This window comes from Bacillota bacterium, assembly GCA_013178415.1.
Taxonomy (GTDB): Bacteria; Bacillota; SHA-98; order Ch115; family Ch115; genus Ch115.
On sequence record JABLXA010000008.1, the window covers coordinates 22,249 to 47,713 of the forward strand.

27 protein-coding genes are annotated in these 25,465 nt (G+C 50.2%); 18 read left to right on the forward strand and 9 right to left on the reverse strand.

The genetic code is table 11. The features are described 5' to 3' along the window. Positions 1–71 precede the first annotated feature (71 nt). From HPY52_08215 to HPY52_08225, 3 genes are read left to right on the forward strand one after another with little or no spacing between them, the layout of a single operon-like run. Positions 72–338: a HEPN domain-containing protein gene (locus tag HPY52_08215; GenBank protein ID NPV80247.1), complete on the forward strand. Its 267-nt coding sequence runs from the start codon at positions 72–74 to the stop codon at positions 336–338. Further along, complete coding sequence (locus HPY52_08220; protein NPV80248.1) at positions 319–477, forward strand: hypothetical protein; 159 nt, start codon at positions 319–321, stop codon at positions 475–477. Before HPY52_08215 ends, HPY52_08220 begins: the two co-directional genes overlap by 20 nt. After that, positions 474–779, forward strand: coding sequence for a nucleotidyltransferase domain-containing protein (locus HPY52_08225; GenBank protein ID NPV80249.1), 306 nt, complete (start codon positions 474–476; stop codon positions 777–779). Before HPY52_08220 ends, HPY52_08225 begins: the two co-directional genes overlap by 4 nt. A 94-nt stretch (positions 780–873) precedes the next feature. Here the strand turns inward: HPY52_08225 and HPY52_08230 are convergent, their stop codons facing one another. Then, complete coding sequence (locus HPY52_08230; protein ID NPV80250.1) at positions 874–1,371, reverse strand: NUDIX domain-containing protein; 498 nt, start codon at positions 1,369–1,371, stop codon at positions 874–876. A 557-nt stretch (positions 1,372–1,928) separates the two neighbouring features. Between HPY52_08230 and HPY52_08235 the strand changes: the two genes are divergently transcribed. The 10 genes from HPY52_08235 to HPY52_08280 all read left to right on the forward strand — a co-directional run bounded on the left by HPY52_08235 (position 1,929) and on the right by HPY52_08280 (position 12,292). Further along, positions 1,929–2,765 (forward strand): IclR family transcriptional regulator, encoded by an 837-nt coding sequence (locus tag HPY52_08235; protein NPV80251.1) that lies wholly within the window; start codon positions 1,929–1,931, stop codon positions 2,763–2,765. After that, on the forward strand, positions 2,762–4,432 hold the full coding sequence (gene ilvB, locus HPY52_08240) for a biosynthetic-type acetolactate synthase large subunit (GenBank protein NPV80252.1): 1,671 nt from the start codon (positions 2,762–2,764) through the stop codon (positions 4,430–4,432). Before HPY52_08235 ends, ilvB begins: the two co-directional genes overlap by 4 nt. A 79-nt stretch (positions 4,433–4,511) precedes the next feature. Then, a complete protein-coding gene (locus HPY52_08245) occupies positions 4,512–5,762 on the forward strand; it encodes an FAD-dependent oxidoreductase (GenBank protein ID NPV80253.1) in 1,251 nt (416 codons plus the stop codon). Between the two features lie 61 nt (positions 5,763–5,823). Next, positions 5,824–7,107, forward strand: coding sequence for an extracellular solute-binding protein (locus HPY52_08250; protein ID NPV80254.1), 1,284 nt, complete (start codon positions 5,824–5,826; stop codon positions 7,105–7,107). Positions 7,108–7,359: 252 nt separating this feature from the next. Further along, a complete protein-coding gene (locus HPY52_08255) occupies positions 7,360–8,268 on the forward strand; it encodes a sugar ABC transporter permease (protein NPV80255.1) in 909 nt (302 codons plus the stop codon). A gap of 133 nt (positions 8,269–8,401) precedes the next feature. Next, positions 8,402–9,169 carry a carbohydrate ABC transporter permease gene (locus tag HPY52_08260; GenBank protein ID NPV80256.1) on the forward strand — a complete coding sequence of 256 codons (768 nt, stop codon included), beginning with the start codon at positions 8,402–8,404 and terminating at the stop codon, positions 9,167–9,169. 102 nt (positions 9,170–9,271) lie between these two features. Continuing rightward, positions 9,272–11,464 carry a Tat pathway signal protein gene (locus HPY52_08265; protein ID NPV80257.1) on the forward strand — a complete coding sequence of 731 codons (2,193 nt, stop codon included), beginning with the start codon at positions 9,272–9,274 and terminating at the stop codon, positions 11,462–11,464. 87 nt (positions 11,465–11,551) lie between these two features. Beyond that, entirely contained in the window at positions 11,552–11,782 is a 231-nt protein-coding gene (locus HPY52_08270; protein NPV80258.1) for a transposase, read from the forward strand. A 44-nt stretch (positions 11,783–11,826) separates the two neighbouring features. After that, positions 11,827–11,997 carry a hypothetical protein gene (locus HPY52_08275; protein NPV80259.1) on the forward strand — a complete coding sequence of 57 codons (171 nt, stop codon included), beginning with the start codon at positions 11,827–11,829 and terminating at the stop codon, positions 11,995–11,997. A gap of 151 nt (positions 11,998–12,148) precedes the next feature. Next, a complete protein-coding gene (locus HPY52_08280; GenBank protein NPV80260.1) occupies positions 12,149–12,292 on the forward strand; it encodes a hypothetical protein in 144 nt (47 codons plus the stop codon). A gap of 9 nt (positions 12,293–12,301) precedes the next feature. Here the strand turns inward: HPY52_08280 and HPY52_08285 are convergent, their stop codons facing one another. The 5 genes from HPY52_08285 to HPY52_08305 form a co-directional block, all read right to left on the reverse strand. Continuing rightward, positions 12,302–13,486, reverse strand: coding sequence for a DUF1343 domain-containing protein (locus tag HPY52_08285; protein ID NPV80261.1), 1,185 nt, complete (start codon positions 13,484–13,486; stop codon positions 12,302–12,304). Positions 13,487–13,603: 117 nt separating this feature from the next. Continuing rightward, a complete protein-coding gene (locus HPY52_08290) occupies positions 13,604–13,774 on the reverse strand; it encodes a hypothetical protein (protein ID NPV80262.1) in 171 nt (56 codons plus the stop codon). A gap of 23 nt (positions 13,775–13,797) precedes the next feature. Further along, the gene (locus tag HPY52_08295; protein ID NPV80263.1) at positions 13,798–14,787 is read right to left on the reverse strand and encodes a hypothetical protein; all 990 of its coding nucleotides are present in this window, start codon (positions 14,785–14,787) and stop codon (positions 13,798–13,800) included. Between the two features lie 24 nt (positions 14,788–14,811). Beyond that, complete coding sequence (locus HPY52_08300) at positions 14,812–15,528, reverse strand: SIS domain-containing protein (GenBank protein NPV80264.1); 717 nt, start codon at positions 15,526–15,528, stop codon at positions 14,812–14,814. A gap of 179 nt (positions 15,529–15,707) precedes the next feature. Beyond that, positions 15,708–16,607 carry a MurR/RpiR family transcriptional regulator gene (locus tag HPY52_08305; GenBank protein ID NPV80265.1) on the reverse strand — a complete coding sequence of 300 codons (900 nt, stop codon included), beginning with the start codon at positions 16,605–16,607 and terminating at the stop codon, positions 15,708–15,710. Between the two features lie 307 nt (positions 16,608–16,914). Here HPY52_08305 and HPY52_08310 point away from each other — a divergent pair, with 307 nt between their 5' ends. Beyond that, complete coding sequence (locus HPY52_08310) at positions 16,915–17,193, forward strand: tyrosine-type recombinase/integrase (GenBank protein ID NPV80266.1); 279 nt, start codon at positions 16,915–16,917, stop codon at positions 17,191–17,193. A 16-nt stretch (positions 17,194–17,209) separates the two neighbouring features. Beyond that, positions 17,210–17,383 (forward strand): helix-turn-helix domain-containing protein, encoded by a 174-nt coding sequence (locus HPY52_08315; GenBank protein ID NPV80267.1) that lies wholly within the window; start codon positions 17,210–17,212, stop codon positions 17,381–17,383. Here HPY52_08315 and HPY52_08320 read toward each other — a convergent pair. Genes HPY52_08320 through HPY52_08330 form a run of 3 tightly spaced genes read right to left on the reverse strand, consistent with a single transcriptional unit; the run spans position 17,321 to position 20,758 of the window. After that, positions 17,321–18,445, reverse strand: a complete 1,125-nt coding sequence (locus HPY52_08320) for a glycosyltransferase (GenBank protein ID NPV80268.1) — start codon at positions 18,443–18,445, stop codon at positions 17,321–17,323. The genes HPY52_08315 and HPY52_08320 overlap by 63 nt on opposite strands. A 7-nt stretch (positions 18,446–18,452) precedes the next feature. Further along, the gene (locus HPY52_08325; GenBank protein ID NPV80269.1) at positions 18,453–19,649 is read right to left on the reverse strand and encodes a glycosyltransferase; all 1,197 of its coding nucleotides are present in this window, start codon (positions 19,647–19,649) and stop codon (positions 18,453–18,455) included. A gap of 35 nt (positions 19,650–19,684) precedes the next feature. After that, positions 19,685–20,758: an NDP-sugar synthase gene (locus HPY52_08330; GenBank protein ID NPV80270.1), complete on the reverse strand. Its 1,074-nt coding sequence runs from the start codon at positions 20,756–20,758 to the stop codon at positions 19,685–19,687. 798 nt (positions 20,759–21,556) lie between these two features. On the opposite strand from HPY52_08330, the gene HPY52_08335 reads away from it, so the two are divergent. From HPY52_08335 to HPY52_08345, 3 genes are read left to right on the forward strand one after another with little or no spacing between them, the layout of a single operon-like run. Next, positions 21,557–23,110: a spore germination protein gene (locus HPY52_08335; protein ID NPV80271.1), complete on the forward strand. Its 1,554-nt coding sequence runs from the start codon at positions 21,557–21,559 to the stop codon at positions 23,108–23,110. Further along, positions 23,107–24,216, forward strand: a complete 1,110-nt coding sequence (locus tag HPY52_08340; GenBank protein NPV80272.1) for an endospore germination permease — start codon at positions 23,107–23,109, stop codon at positions 24,214–24,216. Before HPY52_08335 ends, HPY52_08340 begins: the two co-directional genes overlap by 4 nt. Positions 24,217–24,221: 5 nt before the next feature. Next, positions 24,222–25,448 (forward strand): Ger(x)C family spore germination protein, encoded by a 1,227-nt coding sequence (locus HPY52_08345; GenBank protein ID NPV80273.1) that lies wholly within the window; start codon positions 24,222–24,224, stop codon positions 25,446–25,448. Positions 25,449–25,465 lie beyond the last annotated feature (17 nt).

Below are 25,465 nucleotides of genomic sequence, written 5' to 3' on the forward strand. Positions count from 1 at the left end.
AAGGATGATTTGCCTCAATCAGGTTCAACCCTCGTCACTCCGAGGGGATACTATACCAGGAGGATTGCCAAATGAACACGGAGGAACAGGTTAACGAATGGCTTGAGATCTCCCAGGAGGATCTGGAGGTAGCGCAGCTTTGTTATAGCGGCAGGAAATTCCTTCATTGCGCATACATGTGCCAACAGGCGGTGGAAAAAGCATTAAAGGGTTTGATCGCCGCTCAGGGTGAAATTCCTTTGCCCATTCATAATTTAGGCAATGGAAGCCGATGTTTGGGAGTGCCTGAGCATGGAACAACGGATTTTTCTGCGCGCATTGACGACTTATGCCATTGAAGCACGCTATCCGGAGCGCAAAAGAAAATTGCACGAGATCTGCACCCAGAGCGAAGCCGGACGGGTCTTACATGATGCCGGGGAGATGATATCTTGGATAGGCGAATTAATAAACGAGCGGCTCTCCCAAGAGAAATAGTTATTTACAGGGTAAAGAAAGCCGCCTTAGAGATCTCAAAGCTGATTCCACTAGATTGTGTCTATCTTTATGGATCCTATGCCCATGGTAGGCCTAAGCCCTATAGCGATGTTGATGTGGCTGTGGTTTCTCCAGCTTTTGGGGGAGATATCATCAAGGATACAGTCTTTCTGATGGAGCATTTTGAAAAGACTGGCCTTATGGTAGAGCCGCGTGCTTACACGCGCGAAGAATTGCGCCAGGCTCAGGCTGGGACTTTCCTATATGATGAAGTCTTAAAGAAGGGATTCCGGATTTTGTAGATTCAGGAAGACAATGTCTTCCGAACTCCTAGTCCCGCGCATATAGCCCGTACAGGTCACTCGCGCAGCAGTCTAAGGCCGCTCCCATGGTAGTCTAATGGAGGGGGCCATTCTCAACGGTCTCTTTTAGTGTTTGGAACATGAACGCCGTCTTATAACATGGATCGAGAGAACTTATGTCTCTGGGCGGCAATGTGTGATGGGACCCCTGTAGAACGCTGCGGGCTATCCATTCACAAAGGGCCTCGAAGGGTTCATCGAATGCCTCCATGTCTTCCAGGGAGAAATATCGCGCCCGGTCATTTTCTTTTCCATCAGCCAGCGGCTCTCCATCTATATGATGGCACAGGAAGACAACATAGATCTGGGGTTCCCCTTCCCAATCCACATTGCAGATCCCAAGGAGGCCATCCATCCCCGCGATTATGCCAGCCTCTTCCCTAGTTTCACGCAGAGCAGCCATGTCAGGCGTCTCGCCAGGGTCCACAAATCCGGTGGGCAGGCTCCATTGCCCCTTCAATTTCCCATATGTTTGACGTACAAATAGAATCTTATTATCCCGTAACACGACAGCGCCTACTGACACAGACATTCTCGGAACTATCCCATGGAAATCAGGCTGCCGCTCACATGGTCGATCTACATACGAGCACTTGCATGATTGCCCCATGTGCAGGCGCTTTCGGGGGCGGCTGTCGTGAGGCGGCTTGCGCGGATTTGGAGTGCCATGATGGAATTGTGGCATGATTGAAACTCCCCCATTTCAGCCTTGTAGGCAATTCCTATTATATAGCATTATATTCCTCTTTTGAACTCCGTAGATAGAAAACTGAGCTCGGGCTTGAACTAGGGATAGCACATATTCGGAGCACCGGCAACGACCGGGCAGCACTGAGCGGCGCGTTTCTTGGGCCTTGGATCGCTGCCATCTCCGATCGGATTTTTCCCTCATTTCAACGTCGAATTAGACCGGCTCCCACACTTTGGTTTCATTCATGGAATTGCGGCATTATATTCCACCATGCGGAAAGTTTATTAATACGGAAGGAGATATGATATAGGCGACGAAATGTTTAAATGAGGAATTCAATTCCGCAATGCGGAAAGGCGAGAGAATGCCCATGATCTTGGAAAGGCAAGAGAGCGTTTATGTCGATATCGCAGCAGCAAAACAGGAACCTGGTCCGGTCTGTAGCCAAGTGTTTCGCGGTTCTTGAAAGCCTCGCAAATCATGAGGGTAGCATGAAGTTATCTGAGCTGAGCAAGGCCTTGGGGCTCCCGCCGAGCACCACCCATAGGCTGGTTTCATCCTTAATGGAGATCGGCTATGTCACCCAGGATCGGGAGACCGGGGAATACATGCTCGGCGTGAAGATACTCTTTCTTGCGGGTGTGGTATTAAAGAGGCTTGACCTCAGAAAGATCGCCTATCCTTTCCTTGAAAAGCTGCGTGACGAAACTGGCGAGACCGCAAATCTTGTGGTGTTGGATTCTGATGAGGTCCTTTATATAGAAAAGGTAGAGAGCCGGGCATCGATCAGGGCCTTTTCTCTCATCGGACGGCGGGCGCCGGTCCATGCGACTGGCGTTGGCAAAGTAATCCTGGCAGATATGGCCTGGCCGGAAGTGGTAGAGATTCTGGAAAAGAAAGGGATGCCAAGGTTGACTTCAAACACCATAACAGATCCCAAACAGTTCATGGAGGAGCTAAATCGCGTCAGGCTCCAGGGGTATGCCCTCGACCGTGAAGAGTGCGAAGAGGGGGCAATTTGTGTCGCAGCTCCGGTTAGGGACCACAACGGCAAGACTGTTGCTGGCATGAGCATATCAGGACCAATTGGCAGGCTGACAGAGGACCGTCTCCCATTGCTCATACAGATTGTCATGAAATATGCCGCGGGCCTTTCCAGGGCGCTGGGCTACGTGGATCGCCTGACGGTCGGTGATGATAACATTGCTAAGTCCAAGGAGGCGCCAACAATTTGAAGGTAAGTGAAGCAATAGTACGGATCCTTGAGGATGAAGGGATAGAAGTTGCATTTGGAATACCAGGTGCGTCGATCAACTCTCTCTACGAGCATTTGGGTAAGTCTGAGAAGATAAGACATTACACAGCCCGTCACGAGGAGGGAGCTGTGCATGCAGCAGATGGCTACTTCAGGGCAAACGGCAAGATGGCTCTAGCTATATGCACTTCAGGCCCTGCTGCTACCAATTTCGTGACAGGTCTTTATACCGCCCAAATAGATTCCATGCCCCTGATCGCCATCACGGGGCAGAACGTGAGGTCCCAGCTAGGCAAGGAGTCGTTTCAATGTGTCGATATAGCCAAGATAGCTGAGCCAGTGGCGAAGAAGACATGGTGTGTGACAGAGCCTGCCCAAGTACCGGGGATCATGAGGAAAGCCTTCCAGGTTGCAAGGGAGGGGAGGCCAGGACCTGTTCTGATTGATCTTCCTCTTGATGTGCAGGAGGCTGAGATCTCCTACGATCCAGAATATGACCATTCCCTGCCAGTGTATAAACCAGCTCCTGATCCGGTGGGGATTGAAAAGGCAGTAAGGATGCTTCTTTCTGCAAAGCGGCCAGTGATTCTCCTTGGAGGAGGAGTGATCCTGGCTGGAGCTACAGAAGAACTGAGGCAGTTCGCAGAGTATCTCCAGATCCCAGTTGTGACCACCTACATGGGTAAGGGTGGATTCCCGCCGAACCATCCTTTGTATGCTGGTCAGGTTGGAATTCAATGCAATACCCGGGCGGGCAACAAGGTATTCCTTGAATCTGATGTAGTGCTTGGCATAGGGTGCAGGTTCAGTGACAGGCACACAGGAGATCTCGGGACTTACACAAAGGGAAGGAAATTCATCCATGTAGACATAGAGCCTACCCAGATAGGACGTATAATCCCGACTGAGATAGGGATAGTTGGTGATGCAAAGCTCGCATCTCAAGCTCTTCTTGAGGCCGCCAGAGATGCCACGGCAAAGAGGAAGCCGTCAGAATGGGTTCTGGGGATTCCCAGGTTAAGGGAAGAACTCGCAAGGAGGCTCGATTTCGACAATGTGCCTATAAAGCCCCAGCGGGTATTCAAGGAGATGAACGAGTTTTTTGGGGAGGATGCCATATTCACCGCAGGGTGCGGGCTGGTGCAGATATGGTCGGGTCAATTCCAGGAGATATCGAAGCCAAGGCATTACCTTCCTTCAGGTGGGGCAGGGACGCTTGGATATGAGGTGCCTGCGGCAATAGGAGCCAAGATAGCGAAGCCAGACTCCACGGTGGTGGCAGTAGTAGGAGACGGCGGCTTGCTCTTCATGGGAGAGGAACTGGCTATGGCGTGCCAGCACAACGTGCCCATTATGGTAGTCGTGGTCAATAACGGTTACCTGAGTCTGATCCGCCAAAACCAGAAGTACGGGTATGGATACGAGTATGCTGTTGATCTCTGGTATGACGGGAGCAGGGTGGACTTTGTTAAGTATGCGGAAGCCTTTGGGGCATATGCAGAGAGGGTAGAGAAACCGGAGGAGATCCGGCCAGCATTTGAGAGGGCGATGAAGGCAGGAAGACCCGCGCTGGTGGATGTGATAGTGGAGAGGCAGACGGATTGCGCGATGGGGCCGGGGATTGATAGGGTGAGGGAGTTTGAATAAGAGAAGGCACCGCATTAGGGTGTGATCTAGGACGCTCATCTGAGTCGGGCCTTACTATAGTTTAAAGGGGATGCCATGCATGGAATTTGTCAAGGAATCTGAACGAAAAACGCCCATCATCGGTAAGTATGATGTGGTCGTAGTCGGGGGTGGTGTAGCAGGCATAGTTTCCTCGATTGCAGCCGCTAGGAATGGCGCTAAAGTTGCGCTTATCGAACAGTATGGATTTCTTGGTGGCACAGCTACAGCGGGTTTGATGGCATGTATTAATGGTTTTCGCAACCAGCGCAAGCCAAACCATGTTCAAACGGTGCGTGGTATAGCTCAGGAGTTCATCATGCGGATGCGCCAACTTGATGGAGTATATTTGGAGAATACCAGCTATGAGCAAGAGACCTATGATATTGATGCCGGGGAATTACCTTATTGTGTGGGGTTTGATCCGGAGGTTTTCAAGTATGTAGCTATTAAGATGGTTCTCGAAGCTGGCGCCGAGTTATATCTGCATACTTATGCGCTTGAGGCGATCGTCGACGGTGTCAGGATTGAGGGAGTGATCGTTCACAATAAGTCTGGCAGACAGGCTATCATGGCAAATGTGATTATAGACGCTTCGGGAGATGGAGATATAGCCGCATCTGCAGGGGCACCTTTTGTTATAGATGAAGAGAATGGCCATATGATGAAGATGACCCAGATGTTCAGGCTTGCTAATCTTGATCTCAGCAGACTTGATACTGGGCATGTTCATGGGATTCTTATCAAGAATACTTATGTTTCCTGGGGCGGGACTGTATCCGCAAATGGGATCGATGCAGATAGCTTGACTAGGGCCGAAGTCGACGTACGGGAGCAGACATGGGAGAAGGTAAGAGAGCTTAAGAAATTGCCTGGGTTTGAAGATGCCCTTTTGATTGAGACTGCCACCCATGTAGGGGTTCGAGAGACGCGACGGTTTGTCGGGGAGTACACTTTGACGGAAGCCGATGCCCGGGATGACGTTCGATTTGACGATGTAATCGCAATCAGTTCCAATCCGGTTCCAGCATATTATGGATATCGCTATTATTACGAGCATTTAGGATTTGATGTTCCCTATAGATGCGTCGTGCCAAAAAAGATAGATAATCTGCTTTTGGCAGGACGAAACATCTCCATGGAACAACCGCCGTTCCAGTCGGCACGGTCCATGGCCCCAAACATGGCTATTGCTCAGGCCGTAGGGACGGCTGCGGCACTATGTATAGGAAATGGGGTGAGGCCGAGGGATTTAGACGTGAAGGAGCTTCAAGCTAAGCTTTCAGAGCAAGGTGCGGTTATCAGCAGATAGTAGGTCAGTCATGTGGCAATTGAAATGAGAGGAGGAGAAATCATTAATGAGAAGATGCTTCATGAGGTCTAGTATACCCATCATCATTTTGTTGATACTGTTACTGGTAACTGCGGGGGTCTTCGCCAAAAAGGCAACGGTGACTTGGATGAATATGGAAGATCCAAAGCGTTTCGACCTCGATGGGCTGGTCCGGGAATTTAACAAGATTGAACCAGATATTGAGATAAAGTACATTTATACCCCAACAGCCTTTGATGAAAAGCTTAAGGCCATGATGGCTGCCGGCACTCCTCCAGATATAGCCCGCATAAATGATGATTACCTTGTAGGCTATGCTCTTCATGATTATCTTGAACCTCTTGACAAATACATAGAGAAGTACGGGCCGTCCAAGAAGGAAGACTATATCGACTTCTTCTGGGAATGGCCGATTGTCAATGGCCATCATTACATCTGGATAAATGGCGCGACCAGCCGTCTTTTCTATGTGAATGAAGATTTATTTAAGGCAGTCGGTTTGGCCTTGCCACCCAGAAAATGGGAGTCTCCTCAGTGGACGTGGGATCATATGCTACAGACGGCCCAAAAGCTTACTCAGGATAAAAACGGTGACAAGGTACCAGACATTTGGGGCGTTGCGATCTTCCATGATACTGGGTGTGAGCAGACCTGGTCGATGAATAACGGCGCTGATGGTATATATAGCAAGGATGGACGGAAATTTACCCTTGCCTCACCTAAGGGTATCGAGGCTATGCAATATCTAGCAGATCTGGCATATAAGTATAAGGTTCACCCGCCCAAGGCTTTATATGACCAGCAGAGCCCGCTAGATCTTTTTGCAGGCGGCAAGTTGGCTATGTTCTTCGCAGATACTCGGGTTATTCCTTATCTGCGCCAGAATGCCAAAGGGTTTGAATATGCAGTACGACCTGTCCCTATGAGGGTTCGTGGAAGGCAAGAGGGGAGTCTAGACACCCAGGGGATCATAAAGGGCGCTAAAAACCCCGAATCTGCGTATAAGTGGCTAAAATTTATCGCGTCCGAGAAGGGGCAAGCTATTATTGCCAAGAGTGGATATACAATGGGGCTTACGCCGAGGTGGATTGAGAAGTATTTCCTGCAGACCGATCTCCTTCCAAAGGACCAGGATGTTATCGTTGAATCCTTACATTACTATACGCCTGTCCCAAAGGCAACAGAGGTAGAGCGTGCGAGACAGATCTATCGCCCAAAGCTAGATAACCTGTGGAATGGCCGCCAGACAGCTGAACAAGTTCTCCTTTCTGTAAAGGCTGAGGTCGAGAAATTGATCGCTAACTTCCCAGACGCGAGATTCTAGTCTGGCTGCCAGGTTGTTGTTTCCCGAAGGACGGGGCAGCCTAGCGCTGCCCCCAGGAGACTGTTGAACTTCACCAGCAGCTGCCAGTCTAGCCGAACACGATGACCGTTTTGCGCGATTCAACCGGGCTGCGTTGACAAAATGTGGGAAACATCAACAGTCTCCTCTAGTACTACCTAGATTCAATGCCTTTTCGATTCGTTTCCATTAGGGCATCATTAATGCCCTGAGGAGCAAACTGGAGGAGTGTCAATGGTAGCGCAGTTATTAACACGGAAGAGACGATCGAGCCTCTTTCGTCGGCAGGCTATAGATGGCTGGGTGTTTGCCTCTGGGGTGGTGGGCGGTACCATAATCTTCAACATCATCCCGATGCTATTCTCTTTTCTGACAGGATTTACGGAATGGGACGGGGTTCATATCCCTCAATTCAATGGCATTAGCAATTATATAGATATGTTTCATGATAAATTCTTCTGGAGTTCATTAAGCAATACCATATATTTTACATTGGCCAATATACCTTTTAGCGTAGTTACCGGTCTTCTATTAGCAATCCTTATTAATCGTCAACTGCCCCTCGTCAACTGGTTTAGAGCAGCTTTCTTTTCTCCCGTGGTCACTTCAACTGTTGCGATTGCTATAGTCTGGCGGTGGATCTTCGCACCATATTACGGGATCTTCAACATGATTCTGGGTTGGTTTGGGATTCAAGGCCCCGAATGGCTTAATGATACCAGATGGGCTATGTTGGCGGTAATAATTGTCACTATATGGCAATCTTCCGGATATAATATGATTCTCTATTTGGCAGGTCTCCAAGGAATATCAAAAACACTATACGAGGCTGCGAAGATAGATGGTGCTGGGGAGTGGCAGCAGTTTCTTTATATTACTGTTCCACTTATTTCGCCCACCACATTCTTTATTCTCATTATGTCGTTTATTTCCTCATTTCAAGTCTTTGGATTGATCTATGTGATGACAAACGGAGGGCCCGCATATTCAACAATGGTCTATATCTATTATCTTTTCCAAAATGCCTTCAATTTCTTCAAGATGGGGTATGCATCCTCACTAGCATGGGTGCTTTTTCTGATCATTGGCTTAGTTACGCTGATCCAGTGGAAATTACAGAGCCGATGGGTGTTCTACAGATAATATAGGATTGTGCTGGTCAGGGGGGATAACGATGATGATAGAGAGATTCATTGCCATATTTCGGGTCGGCGTCAAGAGGGGAAAGATATTAAAGACTGCAGGAATTTACGTAATACTCATTCTCGTTACGCTTATGACTATCGGGCCTTTACTATGGATGGTCTCGACCTCCCTAAAGGGACCCGGTGAGATCTTTTCTCTTCCGCCTAAGTGGATTCCTAATCCACCTGTATGGGCGAATTATGTCGAGGCATGGAATGCTGCTCCTTTTGGGCTGTTTTTCTATAATACCTGCTTAATCACTTTTTCAGTCGTAGTGGGTAGGCTTTTTATCTGCTCACTCGGCGGGTATGCATTTGCCAGACTGCGTTTTCCTGGATCACAAGTCGCCTTCGCCTTATTGCTCGGGGCAATGCTCATCCCGGGAACCGTAACCTTAATTCCTCAGTATTATATGTTTCGGTTATTTGGATGGATCGATACCCCTTGGCCATTGATTATGCCAGGAGTTTTCGCAAACACCTTCGGCACCTTCCTTCTGAGGCAATTCTTTATGACTATTCCCGACGAACTGGAGGACGCCGCCAGGATAGATGGGGCAAGCTCGATGCAGATATACCATAGAATAATGCTTCCACAGGCAAAACCGGCACTTGCAGCATTAGGAATCTTTACCTTTATGGGAAGCTGGAATGATTTCATGGGGCCTCTCATTTATCTTAATACCTATGAGAAGATGACTTTGCAGGTAGGGTTGGCGCAATTCCAAGGTGAATTCTATACAGACTGGCAGTTGCTTATGGCAGCATCCGTAATCGTATTACTTCCTGTTTTGCTTGTATATCTTTTCTGCCAAAGATATTTCATAGAAGGAATCACATTAACAGGTTTGAAGGGATAGGCCTCTATCTGTTCTCTCCTCAGATCATCTGCTATCTCAATGTCTGGAGTGATATCGTTTTGCGAGGGTTGGATAATCTCCAAAAATCGGGGGTAAAAGGCCATGAATAATGAAAATCAATTGCCCTGGTATAAGCGCGTCTATCGATGGGGGCAAACCAATATAACTGAGCTAGATCCCATTCGATATGACATTGACTGGTGGCGCGAGCACTGGCGCCGTACACGGGTACAAGGTATTATCGTCAACGCAGGCGGAATTGTGGCATATTATCCCAGTAGATACCCTGAAGTCCATCGAGCACTATATCTCGGGGAGCGCGACCTGTATGGCGAGATCGTGTGTGCTGCCCATGAAGAGGGGCTGGCAGTTCTCGCCCGTATGGACTCCAACCGTGTCCATGAACGCTTCTACATTGAACACCCGGATTGGTGCGCAATTGACGCAGCTGGGAACCCGTATAAGGCAGGAGATCTTTACATTACCTGTATTAACAGTGGGTACTATCAGGAGTACCTTCCTGCAATCATTCGAGAGATTATCGAACGTAGCCATCCTGAAGGTATCGCTGATAACAGCTTTAGTGGGCTAGATCGAAATCACATCTGTTACTGTGACAACTGTGCTCGGAGCTTCCGGAAGGCAACTGGGATGGATTTGCCTAAAGTAAAGGATTGGGAGAGTCCTGTCTACCGAAAGTGGATTGAGTGGAACTACGCACGCCGGCTGGAAGTCTGGGACTTGAACAATCAAATAACAAAGGACGCTGGCGGGAAGGACTGTTTGTGGATCGGAATGGTCGGTGGAGACATGGTTTCGGAGAGCGTCCGTTTTCGGGACTATAAGGCCATCTGTGAGCGCGCTGAGGTAATACTCCTGGATTTCCAAGCGCGTAACAACGCTCATGGGTTCCAGAGCAATGGGGAAGCTGGGAAGCTAATACATGGATTGCTAGGCTGGGATAAGATTATACCAGAAAGTATGGCCATGTATCAGGCTGGACGCCCTGCATTTCGCGTGGCAAGTAAACCCGAACCCGAAGCGCGACTATGGGTGTTAGAAGGATTTGCCGGTACCATTCAACCATGGTGGCATCATATAGGTGCCTATCATGAGGATCGCCGCCAGTATCGTACAGCTGAGCCGTTATTCCGTTGGCATGAAGAAAACGAGCAGTATCTGGCAAATCGTCATCCTATTGCAACTGTCGGTGTGGTTTGGAGTCAGCGGAATGTGGACTATTATGGTCGCGATGATGCGGAGATTCGGATTTCTCTTCCCTGGCGGGGTATAAGGAATGCTCTTATCCGAGCGCGCATCCCATATCTTCCTGTACATATTGATCGTATCGAACAGGATTGTGAGAGTCTCTCTGTACTTATCCTACCCAACATTGGAGCGATGTCAGATGCCCAGTGCGCAAGCATCCGGCGATTTGTGGAACGAGGTGGCTCGCTCATTGCTACAGGCGAGACCAGTCTCTACGACGAATGGGGAGACCCGAGGGATGATTTCGCCTTAGCTGATTTATTTGGCGCGCACTCTCTCAGGACCCATCTTGGATCTCACTCATCAGAGGGAAATAGCTGGGACGATTGGAGTGGGCATACTTACCTCAGGCTCATCCCGGAATTACGAGGGAAGGTCTGCGGGCCGCGTATTGGTACAGAACCATCGATCACACAAGGACGACATCCAGTGTTAGAAGGGTTCGATGAAACAGACATCTTACCATTTGGAGGGCGCCTAGAAGTTGTATCTACCGATGCAAATTCCAAGGTTTTACTGACGTTTGTTCCAGCCTTTCCGATTTATCCACCTGAGACAGCTTGGATGCGGATTCCAAATACCACTCTTCCTGGGTTGATTATTAACGAATTAGGAAACGGTGGGCGGGTCGCATACTTACCTGCTGATATTGACCGTTGCTATGGCAGGGATAATTTACCTGATCATGGACACCTACTTGCTAACTTGATCCGTTGGGCCTCCAGGGACGACATACCTCTGAAGGTTGAGGGAAGAGGTTTGATTGATTGCCATTTATACCAGCAACCGGGGCGGCTAATCCTGCATTTAGTGAACCTCACCAATGCTGAAACCTGGCTTGCTCCTGTTCATGAGTTGATCTCAGTGGGCCCAATCCGCGTGAGTGTGCGACTTCCGCAAGATGTTGTTGGTGATAAAGTCTGTCTTCGGGTAATAGGTCTCGAAATGAAAGCAAAAATCGGCGATAGGTGGACTAGTTTTGATATCCCCTCAATTACAGACCATGAGCTGATAATAATCTCATAAGATGACCTTTCTCGTCGACAGACAATTTATATAAGGGGCCTTGCAGCTCCTTGATGTGAAGCAGGTCGGATCCTTTCTTGGTGATCATTGACGGTAGCTGTAGAAAGTCTGGATGGTGGATATTTGCTCAGGACAGATCGCAAGGACATAGACGCTGAAGAGATCTGGCGTGTGTATCCTCTTCTGACACGGGCAGAGTCAGCATTTCGGGCCATGAAGAGCCCCCTTGCTGAGAGACCGATCTTTCATCAGTTGAAAAACCGGGTAGAGACTCACATCTTCTTGTGCGTGCTTGCATATCACCTGCTCTTGCCATAGAGAAGACGCTACAAGACAGAGGGCATTACACGAGCTGGGCAACCGTGCGGGAATCGCTGACCAACCATCAGATTGTGACAATGGTATTGCCGACCTCAGATGGTCGCACGTTGCGGATTAGGAAGGCTGCCAAACCGGATCCTGAGCATCTTGCTATCTATGAGGCGCTAGGCATATCGCCCCGGATGATCAAGCCGGTAAAGACATGGTCGTAAGATAGTGACGTAATTTGACAAAGAACATAGGTACCGCAAGGGTTCCAGTGCTCTGAGTGCGGAAGTTGGGCTAAGGGAATGGCTCCCGATTCCATAAGAACTCCTGTTACAAATATATTACAGAAGGAATGAATCTCAAAGAAGTAATAACATGGACGAGACTGAAGAGATAATGGGCATCTACCCCAAAACTGTCATAGGCGTGACCGAGCATTTTGGCCCGAGGATGAGGCTCCCTGGCGATTCGGAAGCCTCTTTTGCCTGTCAGATGGCATCATTCGGCATACAATGGTAAGATCAAGGCTCAATGATAGATAAGATATTTCCTCCTTAACCCATCGAATCTCTGCAGGTCCTCTCCCCAGGTTGTCACGATTTCATATGCGGAGGCACCCTGCTCAAATTGGATCCTGATTTTATCAGTGCCGGCCAGGAGGTCGAAGGATTTCCTCCCATCCTGGGCCTGACGGTCAAATCTGAATTGATCTGGGTAGAGCTTTCTGATGGCCTCTATCATATGGAGGGCAGTGGCAACTGGCCGGAACGTATTCCGATCTCGTACATGCAACTGCACTCCACCACACAGTTCTCCCTGGTATTTCGAGAAGGTGGGGATAAAGTAGGCAGCCCTGAATCTCACACCTGGAAGATCCCGCGAATTGAGTTCATCGGCCAGCTTGCTTCCATTAATGTATGGCGCCCCTATAATCTCATATGGCCTTGTGGTGCCTCGACCTTCTGACACATTGGTACCTTCAAACAGACAGGTACCGGGATAGACTATCGCCGTATCAAGAGTTGGCATGTTGGGCGATGGCATTACCCACGTGCCCAGCCCAGTTTCATCAAACCACATCCACCGCTTCCATCCCTGCATAGGGATTACCGTGAGTTTACAATTGATGCCAAATTCTACATTATATAGCTGTGCCAACTCCCCTAGGGTCAATCCATGTCGTATCGGGACAGGATAAACACCCACAAATGACCTGAATGGTTCCTCAAGAATTGGCCCCTCGAGGATCTCGCCACCTATCGGATTAGGTCGGTCCATTAAAATGAATTCTATACCTTGCTGGGCCGCTGCCTCCATACAGTAAGCCATGGTAGATTCATAGGTATAGAAATGTACACCAACATCTTGGATGTCGAAGACTAACGCGTCTATGCCTTCCAACATCTCCGGGGTGGGTTTGTAGGTCTCCCCGTAAAGACTATATGCCGGAAGCCCTGTGGCCTCATCAATATAGGATTCGACTTTGCCTCGAGCCGCCCCCCTAAAGCCATGCTCAGGCCCGAACAGGGCGACCAGCTGTACCTCTGAAGACTCATAAAGCACGTCCGCGGTATGAGTCAGATCCTCGTCCACGGATGTCTGATTCCCAATGAATCCAACTTTTTTCCCTTTCAAGAGTTCAGACATTTCGTCGAACAACACGTCGACCCCGAGTTTGACGCGGTTTATGTGTCCCCTTTTCATATCTATCACTACGATCTCCTCCCAGGATTGTTTCCAGTGGTCTCCTCATTTTTCCTTCTTGTCAACGGGCGGATAAGAGAATAAGGAAGGGAGGGTAATAAGCCCCTCCCCGGTGCCTATGATCGTCTAAGCGGTAAGGTGTATATCTGGGCACTCATGTAAAAGCCTGATAATAGGACGTGCCCTCTCGTCGATGGCATTATAGTTGGCGACAAGACCAACTCTCGCCTTTCCGAGATACCGCAGAGGATTTTCAAGTAGTCTTGTAATCCCGAGTTTGATTGGGGAAGATGACAAATCAGATCCCTCCATTCCCGGTTTTAACGCTCATTCCCCTTAGTCTTGATGCTTACTTCAAGGTTGCAAAGCACCGTTTGCCATTCCGAAGCAGAGACGGTATTCCTCAAGGCGATAAGTCCAGCACCAATATCGGGAGTGAATCTGGGCAAAGACACTTGAGCTCCCGGCAAAAGACAGCCAAGAGCCCTAGAGAATTCGCTGACAAACCTCGGCTGGTTCGAGAAGACAGATCCAATGGGAAAAACCCTGATAGCGTCTAAATCTGGAAAAACGCTCTTCCAGACAGCATAGGTTGCCTCTGCAAGCTCACTGGCTGCCCGCTGAATAATGGATTTGGCCAAAGGGTCGCCCATCTCTTCCGCCTTGAACACAAGAACCGTAAGACGCGCCACGGTAGTAACCAAATCCCTTCTGGCGCGGAGAGTGCTTGCCGCCTTCCTGAGGTCATCTGTATTGAGCTCGTCCCTCACCATCTTTGCCAGCTGAGTCCATTGCCCTCTCCCATCCGAAGCCTTGAAGCACGCAACCAGTGCCATGCGACCGAGGTCATATGCACTCCCTTCATCCCCAAAGAGGTGCCCCCAGCCACCGGCAAGATGACTCATTCCATGTTCGTCTTCCCCATAAGCAAAGGATCCTGTGCCTGATCCCACCACAATCCCATTGCCAAAAGCGGTTGCGCCAGCCCAGGCGCATCGAATGTCGCCTTCTATCTGAATGTGGCAATTGTAACCCTGAGCTCTGAGGGCTTCTTCATATATATCCGTGCAGCCGCTACCGATAACCCCAGCTATCCCAAGGTAGACGTAATGGCAGCTACTGGGAATCAGGTGCGCAGCACTGATCAGATCACGTGACCCACCATTCAAGTGTTTTATGGCATCTTCTGGGGACCAGGTTCTGAGGTTTATCCCTTGCGCCATGCTCCTGCATAATAGTCTGCCATCCAGGCTGCACGCCACAAAGCGAGTCTTGCTCCCGCCCCCATCGACTCCCATTACCCACTCCATGTCAATTACCCCTTACAGCCTTGTCTATTCAAATCTGATGCGGCTCATGTACTTACGGCGCAGTTCGACATTTCTATTGTCAGATCCATCAAGGTTTGCGCTAATACTGATCGGAGGGGTTTCCCCGCGTTCGAGGTATATCTGCATAACGGTAAGCATCAACATGTTAATGGCGGCAACGCCTGCTATTGTCGAAAGGGGACCAGCTTTGAGCCGCGTACCGGGAAGCTCAATTCCTGCATCTCCATAGGGAGCGCAATTATCAATTACGATGTCTGCAATCTCAAAAAGTCTTCTGCCACTTGAATGACGCGAAGTAACCCTCGTTGTGTGGTCCATGTTGGTGAGAGCTATGACCGTGAGGCCATCCTTTTTGGCCTTAAGGGCCACTTCAATGGGGAGCGGGTTGCGCCCGGAATTCGATACAACTATTACGACTTCCCCCGGACGCCAGTCATAATAGCGAAGCAGCATCTCTGCATAACCCTCACACCTCTCAGCCTTTCCCGCTGAACCATCAACGATGGCGCTCACCGGGATTAATTGTCCGGCCCTCCCGAAGATCTCTCGAGATATCATATGGGAATGCCCACTACCAAAGATATGAAGTATCCCGCCATTTAGGAGAGAATCTGCAATCTTCTCTGCGGCCTTTTCGATGGCTGTTCCCTGGGTCTCATAAATCCTCCGAATGGTATTAATGGATAGCTCTGAATAGGCTTCTGCGAGGGTCAATTTCATTAGTGATACCTCCCTTAGGCTTTTCCGCGAAGTATGGATGTGATTTTCTTACAAAAGCTGCTATATAAGTGGGAATCCCTTCTGTAGATTTAGGTTCACAGAGCCTCCGCTCGAAATTCCGCGTAGGTCAGCCTTCATCTCCCATTCCTTTGCTGCGGATTTTTCCATCCAGACATCAGTTATTTCACCTTCTTGTCCGCTACTGCCTCAGCCATCCGTTCCAACATTCTCAGGACCTTCTCCTGCCTGAGGGTGGAAACCCCCAAAGTCAAAAGATCTATCATCGCAAGTTGGGAAAGCCAGGAGATCGTTTTGCCTGCCTTCAATAAAGTCTCACCTGATACTGCTACCAGGCAGATGTCCGCAACGTCTGTTATGGGTGATTTATGATCGCTCGTCAGACAAATAGTGGTGGCGCTAGCTTTTTTGGCAAGCGCGAGAGCTTCAATGGTATCTCTGGTCCGTCCCGAATGAGATATCCCAATGGCTACATCTTCTGGTGTCATCATGGCTGCTGACGATACCTGGGAATGTGAGTCCGTAAAAGCCCATGCAGGCACATCAATCCGAAGGAACTTATCTTGAGCTTCAATTGCTACATGTCCCGAGGCGCCAACTCCGTAACAGTAGACCCGCCGGGCCTTGTTTATTGCCTCAATAGCTCGTTTGAGCTCATCCACTTGCAAAAGACTAAAAGTATCGCTCAACGCACGGATAGTGGTTTGAAAGAACATGAAAGCTACATCTTCAAGCTTGTCGGCGGGGCGTATCTGCTCGTAGATATTCATCTCTGTATAGGGTGTCTCTTTCGCCAACGCTATCTTGAACTCATGGAACCCCTTATACCCCAAGAGTTTCATAAGGCGGATCACCGTGGTCTCACTAGTATTTCCCCTTTTTGCCACCTCGGTTATGGACAGGTTGACCGCTCCCTCGGGATTACCCAGGAGCTCATCAGCAACTCGCTTTTCGGCGGGCCGAAGGGATGGATATGCGCTTCTCAAACGAGCTATGCAATTCTGAATAGGGATCTTATCAAATGTCCTTTCGGACTTTCTAACAGAACTCAAATCTCTCACTCGCTTTCATTTGCGCGGCACCGAGGTTTTCAGACTTTGAATCAGGTTCATCCAGCACGGAGATGGTTCCTGTGCTTTTGAGGACCTGTATTTGTAGGTTTATTACTTATTCTTATTCCATATTGTATGTGATTTTCCTTCTCAGAAATTAATGATATCGATAATTCATCGGAATGACACTCCATGGCAAGGTGAATGATGTTATTGGGCACTGGACTTTCTATGTGAACAGCTTCCAACGCGGCAGAATCCACTGCCATCCCCCTGCCTTGTCGGCTAAGGTCATCGGCGGTTATCTAAGATTTCATTGGCGCGCATTACTGCTGATAGTCCAAATCTCTATGTTGAAATCACTGCTTTAAGGCTTTTCTGTGACCTTTGCAAACAGGCCGGCATATCAAAGCCAATATCTCCATACATGATACGGCATAGCGCGATAACGGAGGCCCTGGAGCTTACCAATGGCAGCGTAAGGCTTGCGCAGAAGTTTTCCCGGCACGCAAAGCTAGAGACCCTACAGGTCTATGATGATAACAGGCACAGAGGACAGGCTCAGGTTACAAACCTTCTGGCGGCGGTTATATGAGAGAGGGTGATGCAGAGTGGCAGAAGCAACAGAATGGGTGACCATACAGGAGGCAGCGGATCGGCTGAAAGTAAGCAAGGTGACCATATATCGCTGGGCACGGGAAGGCTTGCTGGCTATAACCTGTTCAGGCCGTTTTCTCTGCAATACGGGCTTCATCCAGGTTTTCATAGACAGTCACATAAGATAGCAGGTAACTCAGTAGAGACTCGGCGCCCTCATTGAGGTTGGGCCCACTGGGTGTCAACCCGTCATGGCACCCTCCGGTTTCTTCATCATATACCGGTACGCCAAGTATATTCTTACCAAGGAACCATTCAAATGCTTTGATCATCCGGGTCTGGTATTCCTCCTCCCCGGTGGCCCTGTATGCCGCGGCATAGGCCTCAACCATGTGGGCAGCGTCCACTGGCTGTTCGTCAAACTGCCCCATATTGCGACCTCTGAAATACCAGCCATGGTTACCGACAAGTTTCAGTTTCCCGTGCCTGAAGTTTATCCAGGTCAGGAATTCAAGACTTTCAGTAGCGATATCCAGGTAATCCTGGTTACCTGTATGCCGGTAGGCCCAGAAGAGGGCTTCCGGCATGATCCCATTTGAATAGGTGAGATAATCCTCAAACCACTGCCAGTCGCGAGCAGAAACGGCCCGGTATTGCCGTACCAGCCCATCCGCAAGCCCTGTAAGCGACTCTACCAGAGGTAGCGGTTGCTCCTGCTCCGACACCTCACTAGTGCGGCTGCGCTGAAAAGTGAGGAGTCGGGCGACAGCCAGTATGAGATGTGCCTTACCCCGGGGCGAGCAAACCTTACTTATCCAGCGCGCGGCACGGTCCCAGACTGCCTTTGAAGCCATAGATATTCCCTTATGATTATCTTGGGTCATCGCATAGGCACAGGCAAGCATCGCCCGTCCGAAAGCATCCTCAGAGCCTTCCTCATCGGCAAAATCCCTGGTATAATGGACGAAATTATGAAACTTGCCGTCAGGCCGCTGGACATAAACCAGGAAGCTCATATAGCGCTCAGCCAACTCCAGGACCTTCTCCATCTCAACTGGTGGAGCGCCTGGTTCAAGTAGCCTTAACGCCAGAACCAGCGCCCGCGCGTTATCATCAGTTGTGTAGCCTGTAGCAAAATCTGGTAATGTATATCGAGCATGCTGGATTATCCCTGTTGAATCCGTAAGCCTTATGAGATGGTCAAGCCTTAAGATTGGGAATTCCGTCCCCTTATTATTCTTATTATGCATTTGAGGTCTACTTCACCGTCCCCCGAACCCCCGCCATGGTCGCTGACCTGCGCCGGGTGCATATATTTTCAAAAAGCTTGACGTAGAGTTCGCCAACAATGGGCCATGACATGCTAGCCCCGAGTGCCGCTGCAGTCCTCTCCATGCTGGCCCTAAGATCTGGGGAGGAGAATACCCTTAATAGCGCTTCGGAGATACTTGTCGGGTTTCTAAACTCCACCAAAATGCCCCGGCCACCAGCCAACATTTCCTCGGCATAGTAGTAAGGTGTGGAGATTATGGCCTTACCGAGTCCTAGCGCATAGGCAAGCGTCCCGCTGGTGATTTGCTCGCGGCCCACATAAGGGGTGATATAGACATCGCAAGCAAGAAGATATTCCACCAACTCTCTTTCTGTCAGATAAGAATCAACAAACCTAACATTAGCTCCTACCCCAAGGTCGTGGGCTAGTTTGACCAGACCCTCGCGGTAGCTCTCCCCATACAGTTTCCTGACTTCAGGGTGAGTGGCACCAAGCACCAGGTAAAGGACTTCAGGGAACTGTTTTGCCACGTCTGGTAGGGCCATTATCACATACTCAATGCCTTTGCCCGGATTTATGAGCCCGAATGTACATATCACCTTGCGCTTCTCTAGTCCCAGGCTCCTCCGGATCTCGTCCCGGGACCTGGCACGTATGGCCGGGACCCCATGCGGGATGAAGACGACCTTACGCCTGGGTATGCCATACCGGTCCTCGAGTATATCAATGCCCTTTCTCAACATGGCCACCAGGGTGCTACTACGCCGGGCTATAGCCCTGACCACCTCGACCTTCTCGAGGTCAGGCTCGGCGAGGATGGTGTGAAGGGTCACCACTGCTGGCTTTCTAACCCTCCGAAGGAATTCAATGAGATAAGAACCATTCTCCCCGCCGAAGATCCCGAATTCATGCTGGATGCTTACCATATCGAATGGAAATTCATTCACAAAATCCGCTGCCCTCTCATAATCGCTAATGTCATCCCTGTTTATTTCAAGACTTACATGCGGACCATACTGGTAATGGCCAGGCACGTCACTTATGGCAATGACTCGAAAACAGGGACGACTCTGCCTCGTGCCGGTGCTCTGTATAAGATTTGCCGCAAAGGTAGCGATTCCGCACCGTCTGGGCGGGTACGTAGAAAGACATGCTATCATCAGACGAGAGTCGACACCCATGCTCGTGGTAAGCTCCCCCTTTCGAAACCAACCGGTTAAACCGTCACCAGTGTCGTGCTGTTCTCCCACAGTTTATGGCTACGTATTAGTTCAGCCCTTGCGGTGCGGCTGTCCTCTATTATGGTATTAAACCCCACGACACATTCCTCGATCAATGAATTGGCACCTATATGGGCACCAGACCAGATCACACTATCTCTGATGACAGCGCCGGTGTTAACCTTAACATGTGGGCCTAACACGGCGCGTGGGCCAACAGTCGCGCCCGACCGGATCATGCACCCCTCGCCAATGAAGATGGGCCCTACCAGCCGCGCCCCCGGCTCCACGTGGACTCCATGCGCGACCCAGATGTTCTGGCCCGGATCGCGCATATAGCTCGAATCGGGGAATCTGAGGGCCATTCTGCCATTTAAGATGTCCCAGTGTGTGCGAAGGTATCCACTGCGGGTACCGATGTCATTCCAGTAAGCGTCAGAAGCAAAGCCACATACCTTCAATCCATCTGAAATCAACTTTGGAAATACCTCACGTTCGATGGACACTGCACGGCCCGCGGGTATATAGTCCAGAACCTTGGGCTCCATGATATATATCCCCGCGTTCACCAGGTTACTGGATGTCTTCCCTGGCGCTGGTTTCTCTATGAACCGGAGGACTTGCGCTTGCTTGGATAGTTCTACTGCTCCGTAAGCGCTCGGGTCTTCTACCCTGGTCAGGGCAATAGTACACACCGCTCCACTATCTCTATGAAACCTCAAAAGATCTCTTAAATCTATACCTGGTACTATGTCAGCATTCAGGACCAGGAAGGTTTCATCTATACCCTGTGCGGCGTTTTTAATGGCACCTCCAGTTCCAAGAGCTTCGCGTTCGAGCACAAGCTCAATGGGCACTCCGCCTTTGACCCGCGACAGCAACACATCCCTGATGATCTCCCAGCGATAATGGACGGCACATCTTATGTTTGACGCTGATAAGACACTTACGATCTCCACAAGATGGTGGAGCCAGGGACGATTGACCACAGGTACCATAGGTTTTGGAATATCCTGTGTTAATGGGTGGAGTCTCGTCCCTTTTCCTCCTGCTAACAGTATTATGTTCATGTTAAGCGCCTCCCTCGTCAATCTGTAGACATCCCCTGGAGAACTGTCCGAGTCTCAGACCGGCCTTTCATAGATTATGACGGAATTATGGATAAGTTCTCCGAGAGAAGCGGACAAGATAGCCCTGGAGGGACGAGACGCCACATGCCGATATTATGATGGCAAAGTATGTTCATTCATACCTGTCCTGTGTGCACTAGAGTCCGCACGGAAAGGACGGGTGACTCTCTTACATATAATTTATCCAAAAACACACGCCACTCGTGATACGCTTGATTGTGCCGCTTGTCTGCGCTAGCTGTCAGATACGGTATGGCACTACGGCTTTGGGGCCTGTTCCCATACCCTCGCAGAATTGGGCCGCGGCGACCCGCGACTGCGTGGCATCTCGCCCTCGCTGGCAATAGCCACTAGACTGTGATGAGAATAGGAATTTTGATGTTGCTAATTTTTAATTATATATTTGAGAGGACAAGAATTCAAGGTAAATTCTGTAAACGGTAGTATCAAGACTGATAGGATGACACGCAGTATGTCGCAAAAGGCATCAATGTTCCGGCATTTCTGAGTCGTCGATACACTCGAAGACGTCCTTTACTGTAGAACATGGGTAATACACATAAAGTTAACCATTCCAGGGAAAATTGATCATTAATGACAATTTGGCTTTATGTGGGATGATTTTGAACATGGGTGCAGCAATTTCCTGAAGGCGGAGGTGGGCGGATCATGCTCAGGAGTCTGTGGCGGCTTCTCTTTCAACGCAGGCAGCGCAGGCAAGGTTTGGGTCAGGCTTCCATGGGCCCTGTTGAGGAGCAGATATCTTCCAGGCTACGGGTCAATCAGGAGAGGATCAAAGCTGCGTTCGGCAATAGCGCCGACCTTGTCTTACGGAAACTGGAGACCGGTGATCAAGGGAAAATCTCTGTACTTATCGTTCACATAGACGGCCTTTGTGACAAACTGCTGGCCTCGAAGACTATAATAGAGCAGATCACTGACATAAACCATGAATGGGGCAGCCCAGAACAAGCGTACGTGGATCTCAGGAACCGCATTCTTTCCGCCAGCGGCGTCAGGGAAGTCGATTCGCTCGATGAATTCATCAACCATGTCACCTGCGGGGATTGCGGAGTTTTGGTCGATGGCATCACAAGGGGATTGGTTTGCGATACACGCGCTTGGGAGCATAGGGGCGTAGAGGAGCCGACTACTGAGTCCACTATTAGAGGTTCGAAAGAAGGGTTTGTCGAGTCGCTGCGCACGAATACCAGCCTCTTACGCCGCAGGATCAAAGACCCGAGACTCTGGATCGAGGAATTGAAGATCGGGCGTATAAGTAAGACTGATGTTGCAATCGCATATATTTCTGGACTGGCTAACGACAGGATCGTGCAGGAAGTCAGGAATCGGCTCACCAGGATTGATGTCGACAGCATCCAGGAAAGCGGCCATCTCGAGGAATTCATTGAGGATGCACCGTTTTCTCCTTTCCCGACGCTCCTGCGAACTGAACGGCCGGATAGAGTGACAGGAGCCCTATTAGAAGGCAGGATCGCCCTGCTTACAGATGGCACGCCATTCGCCCTTATCATCCCGGCCACGTTCACTATGTTCCTCACCGCCCCTGAGGACTATTACGAGCGATATTTTATCGGGTCCGCAGTGAGGTTTCTCAGGATATCATCATTCTTCATCTCCTTGACCTTACCTTCATTGTATGTAGCTGTAACGACCTTCCACCAGGAGATGTTACCCACCCCCCTCATATTAAGTATTGCATCTCAAAGAGAAGGCATACCGTTTCCAGCTGCGATCGAGGCGTTGATAATGGAGTTGATCTTTGAGGTCTTGCGCGAAGCCGGGGTCCGTTTGCCGCGGTTAGTTGGCCCAGCCGTTAGCATAATAGGGGGCCTGGTGCTCGGGGAGGCGGCCATGCGTGCAGGCCTGGCATCCCCGGCGATGGTTATGGTTGTGGCCTTCACGGGGATTGCCTCATTTGCCACCCCGGTATTCAGCCTTGCAATCGGTGTACGCCTGCTGCGGTTCCCTCTGGTAGTCCTGGCAGGCGCATTCGGGCTGTTTGGCGTAGTGGCCGGGATGTTTGCCCTGTTAATCCACCTGGCTGCTCTACGGTCATTTGGAGTGCCGTTCCTCGAGCCGCTTGCACCGATAGTACTTTCCGACCTTAAAGATGCCCTGATTAGGGTCCCATGGTGGGCTCTCGGCACCAGGCCCAGATCGGTGGGGAATAAGGAGCCAGTTAGACAGGCCCCCGGCCTCAGGCCAAAGCCGCCTTCTCGCGAAGAAAAAGAGGTTCATCACCTGGAAGATAAGGAGGGCGGCAAATGAGCAAGGTCGAGGGTGGGAAGATATCAGGAAGGCAACTTGCGGCAATGCTGGTCTTAAGCCGGATAGTACCCATGACCATTACATTTCCTACGATAACAGGGATTCAAGTACCCCAGGACGCCTGGATTGCCAGCTTGCTCGCGATGGCATTGTCAATACCCTTCGTGCTGTTCGTCGTGTATCTGGGCTTGAGGTTCCCCGATAAGACGATTATAGAATACAGCGAAGCGCTTCTAGGTAAGTATCCCGGAAAGCTTGTAGGGCTCGTCCTGATACTATATTGGATCGGCACCGCTGCTGATGTGGCAAGGGCGTTCGGAGATGCCTACACTATAGCTATCATGCCAGAAACACCGATATTGGTCTTTATGATCGTGATGGTGTTCCTGGCAGCCAATGCGGCTCGAAATGGGCTCGAGGTGGTTGGCCGGATGGGCGAAAATGGCGTCTGGGTCGTCCTCTTCTTCCTGATACTCATGTTTATCCTCCCTTATGATGAAATGAATTTCAAGAACCTGGCCCCAGTTCTATCGCGGGGCTTTCGACCACTTCTGGAGCCAATAGGAACAGCCATCTCCTTTTTCATGCAGTTTATCGTCCTGGGCATGATCATACCATACCTGAATAAACCAAAGGACGCGGCGCGGTATTCCGTGTACGCGGTCCTCGTTAGCGGGCTACTGATAACATGGCTTGCAGCGGTCCTGGTGGCGGTTTTTGGGCCGACGGTATCGGGGCTGGCAATGCCGGCTTACAGCCTGGGTAGGATGATAAGCATCGCCGATTTCCTGGAGAGGATCGAGGCCATCACAATGGGGGCCTGGACCCTGAGTTCCGGGATTGAGCTTGCCCTGTTCTTGTGGGCAAGCGCCGTAGGGTTGGCGCAGCTATTTGGCATCTCCCGGTTTCAGCCGCTTGTATATCCCATCGGGGCGATGGCTACCGCGTTTGGCATCCTATTCTTTGAGAGCTATGTAGATATGCAGCGGTTCTTTGAGTTTAGAAATTGGGGAATCTACTCCCTCGTTATCACACTGGGCACAACGGCTGTTTTATACCTGGCCGCTCTTATGCGAGGCAAGCTCCCGCTCCATATGAGGAGGTGAACCCGATGCCAATAGGACGAGTGCTGAGAATAGGTGCCATTATGCTGCTCACAGCGATAATGACCACTATGACTGGGTGCTGGAGCCGCAAAGAGATCGAGACCTTGGGCTTTGTCATGGCAGTTGGTGTTGACCAGGCCAGGGAGGAAGGCAAGGTTCAGCTGACAGTTCATATAGCAAAACCCTTTGCTATGGGGAGCGGACAAGCAGGAGGGGGAGCCATGGAAGAGAAGCCATTCTGGGTCGTGAGCAGCACGGGATATACAGTATTTGAAGCCGTGCGAAATTTCCTCTCCCAGTCGCCACGGTGGCTGTTTTGGGCGCATAACCGGTTTATCCTGATAGGTGAGGAACTTGCACGGAAGGGTGTTCGAGATGTTATCGATTGGTTCGCCCGTGATGGCGGAACACGTGAACGGGCGTGGATAGTAGTAGCGAAGGGCGCCAAGGCATCGGATCTTTTGCAGACCGAGTTTGAGCTGGAAAGAATGCCCGCAAAGGCAGCCATGGGCATAGTTCAAAGTAGTCGGATGGGGCTATCCACAATTGGCGAAAGCATGTTGATAGATTTCCTTGAAAAGCTCGAGGGAGAGGGGATAGATCCAATTGCCATCCGGGCGGAGATCATACCCAGGCCACAAGAATTTGATATCAGAGGTGAGTTGAAGAGGGAGAAAATAGGAGCGTCAGCCAGAATAACCGGGGCTGCGGTCTTCAAAGACGACAAGCTGGTGGGCTGGCTCAACAAGCCGGAGACCAGGGGGTTCAACTGGGTCATGGGTAAAGTGAGGAGCGGTATCATTGTAATCAAAAAGCCCGGTGAAGAGGAAAGGTTCATAGGGCTTGAAATCCTGAGGGCAAAAGGCGGGTTCAAACCCGAAATCAAGGACGGCAGGGTTTCGGTCACCATAAAGGTTGAGGCTGAAGCTAATTTAGGCGATATACAGGGGTTCCTCGATCCTCTCAAATCCCCAGAAGTGTGGACCAGTATGGAACGAAGGATGGCTACTGTGATCAGGAATGAGATTATGGCTGCTGTGGCCAAAGCCCAAGAACTCGACTCCGATATATTCGGCTTCGGGGCCGAGCTGAACCGGAGGAATCCCAAAAAGTGGCTTGAGCTCAAGGACCGGTGGGATGAGGAGTTCCGCTGCATTAATATCCAGGTTGAAGTAAAGGCTAAACTGAGAAGGTCGGGCCTCATAATAAGGAGTACGAGGATCAAGAGGTAACTCGGGGGAGGACGCCT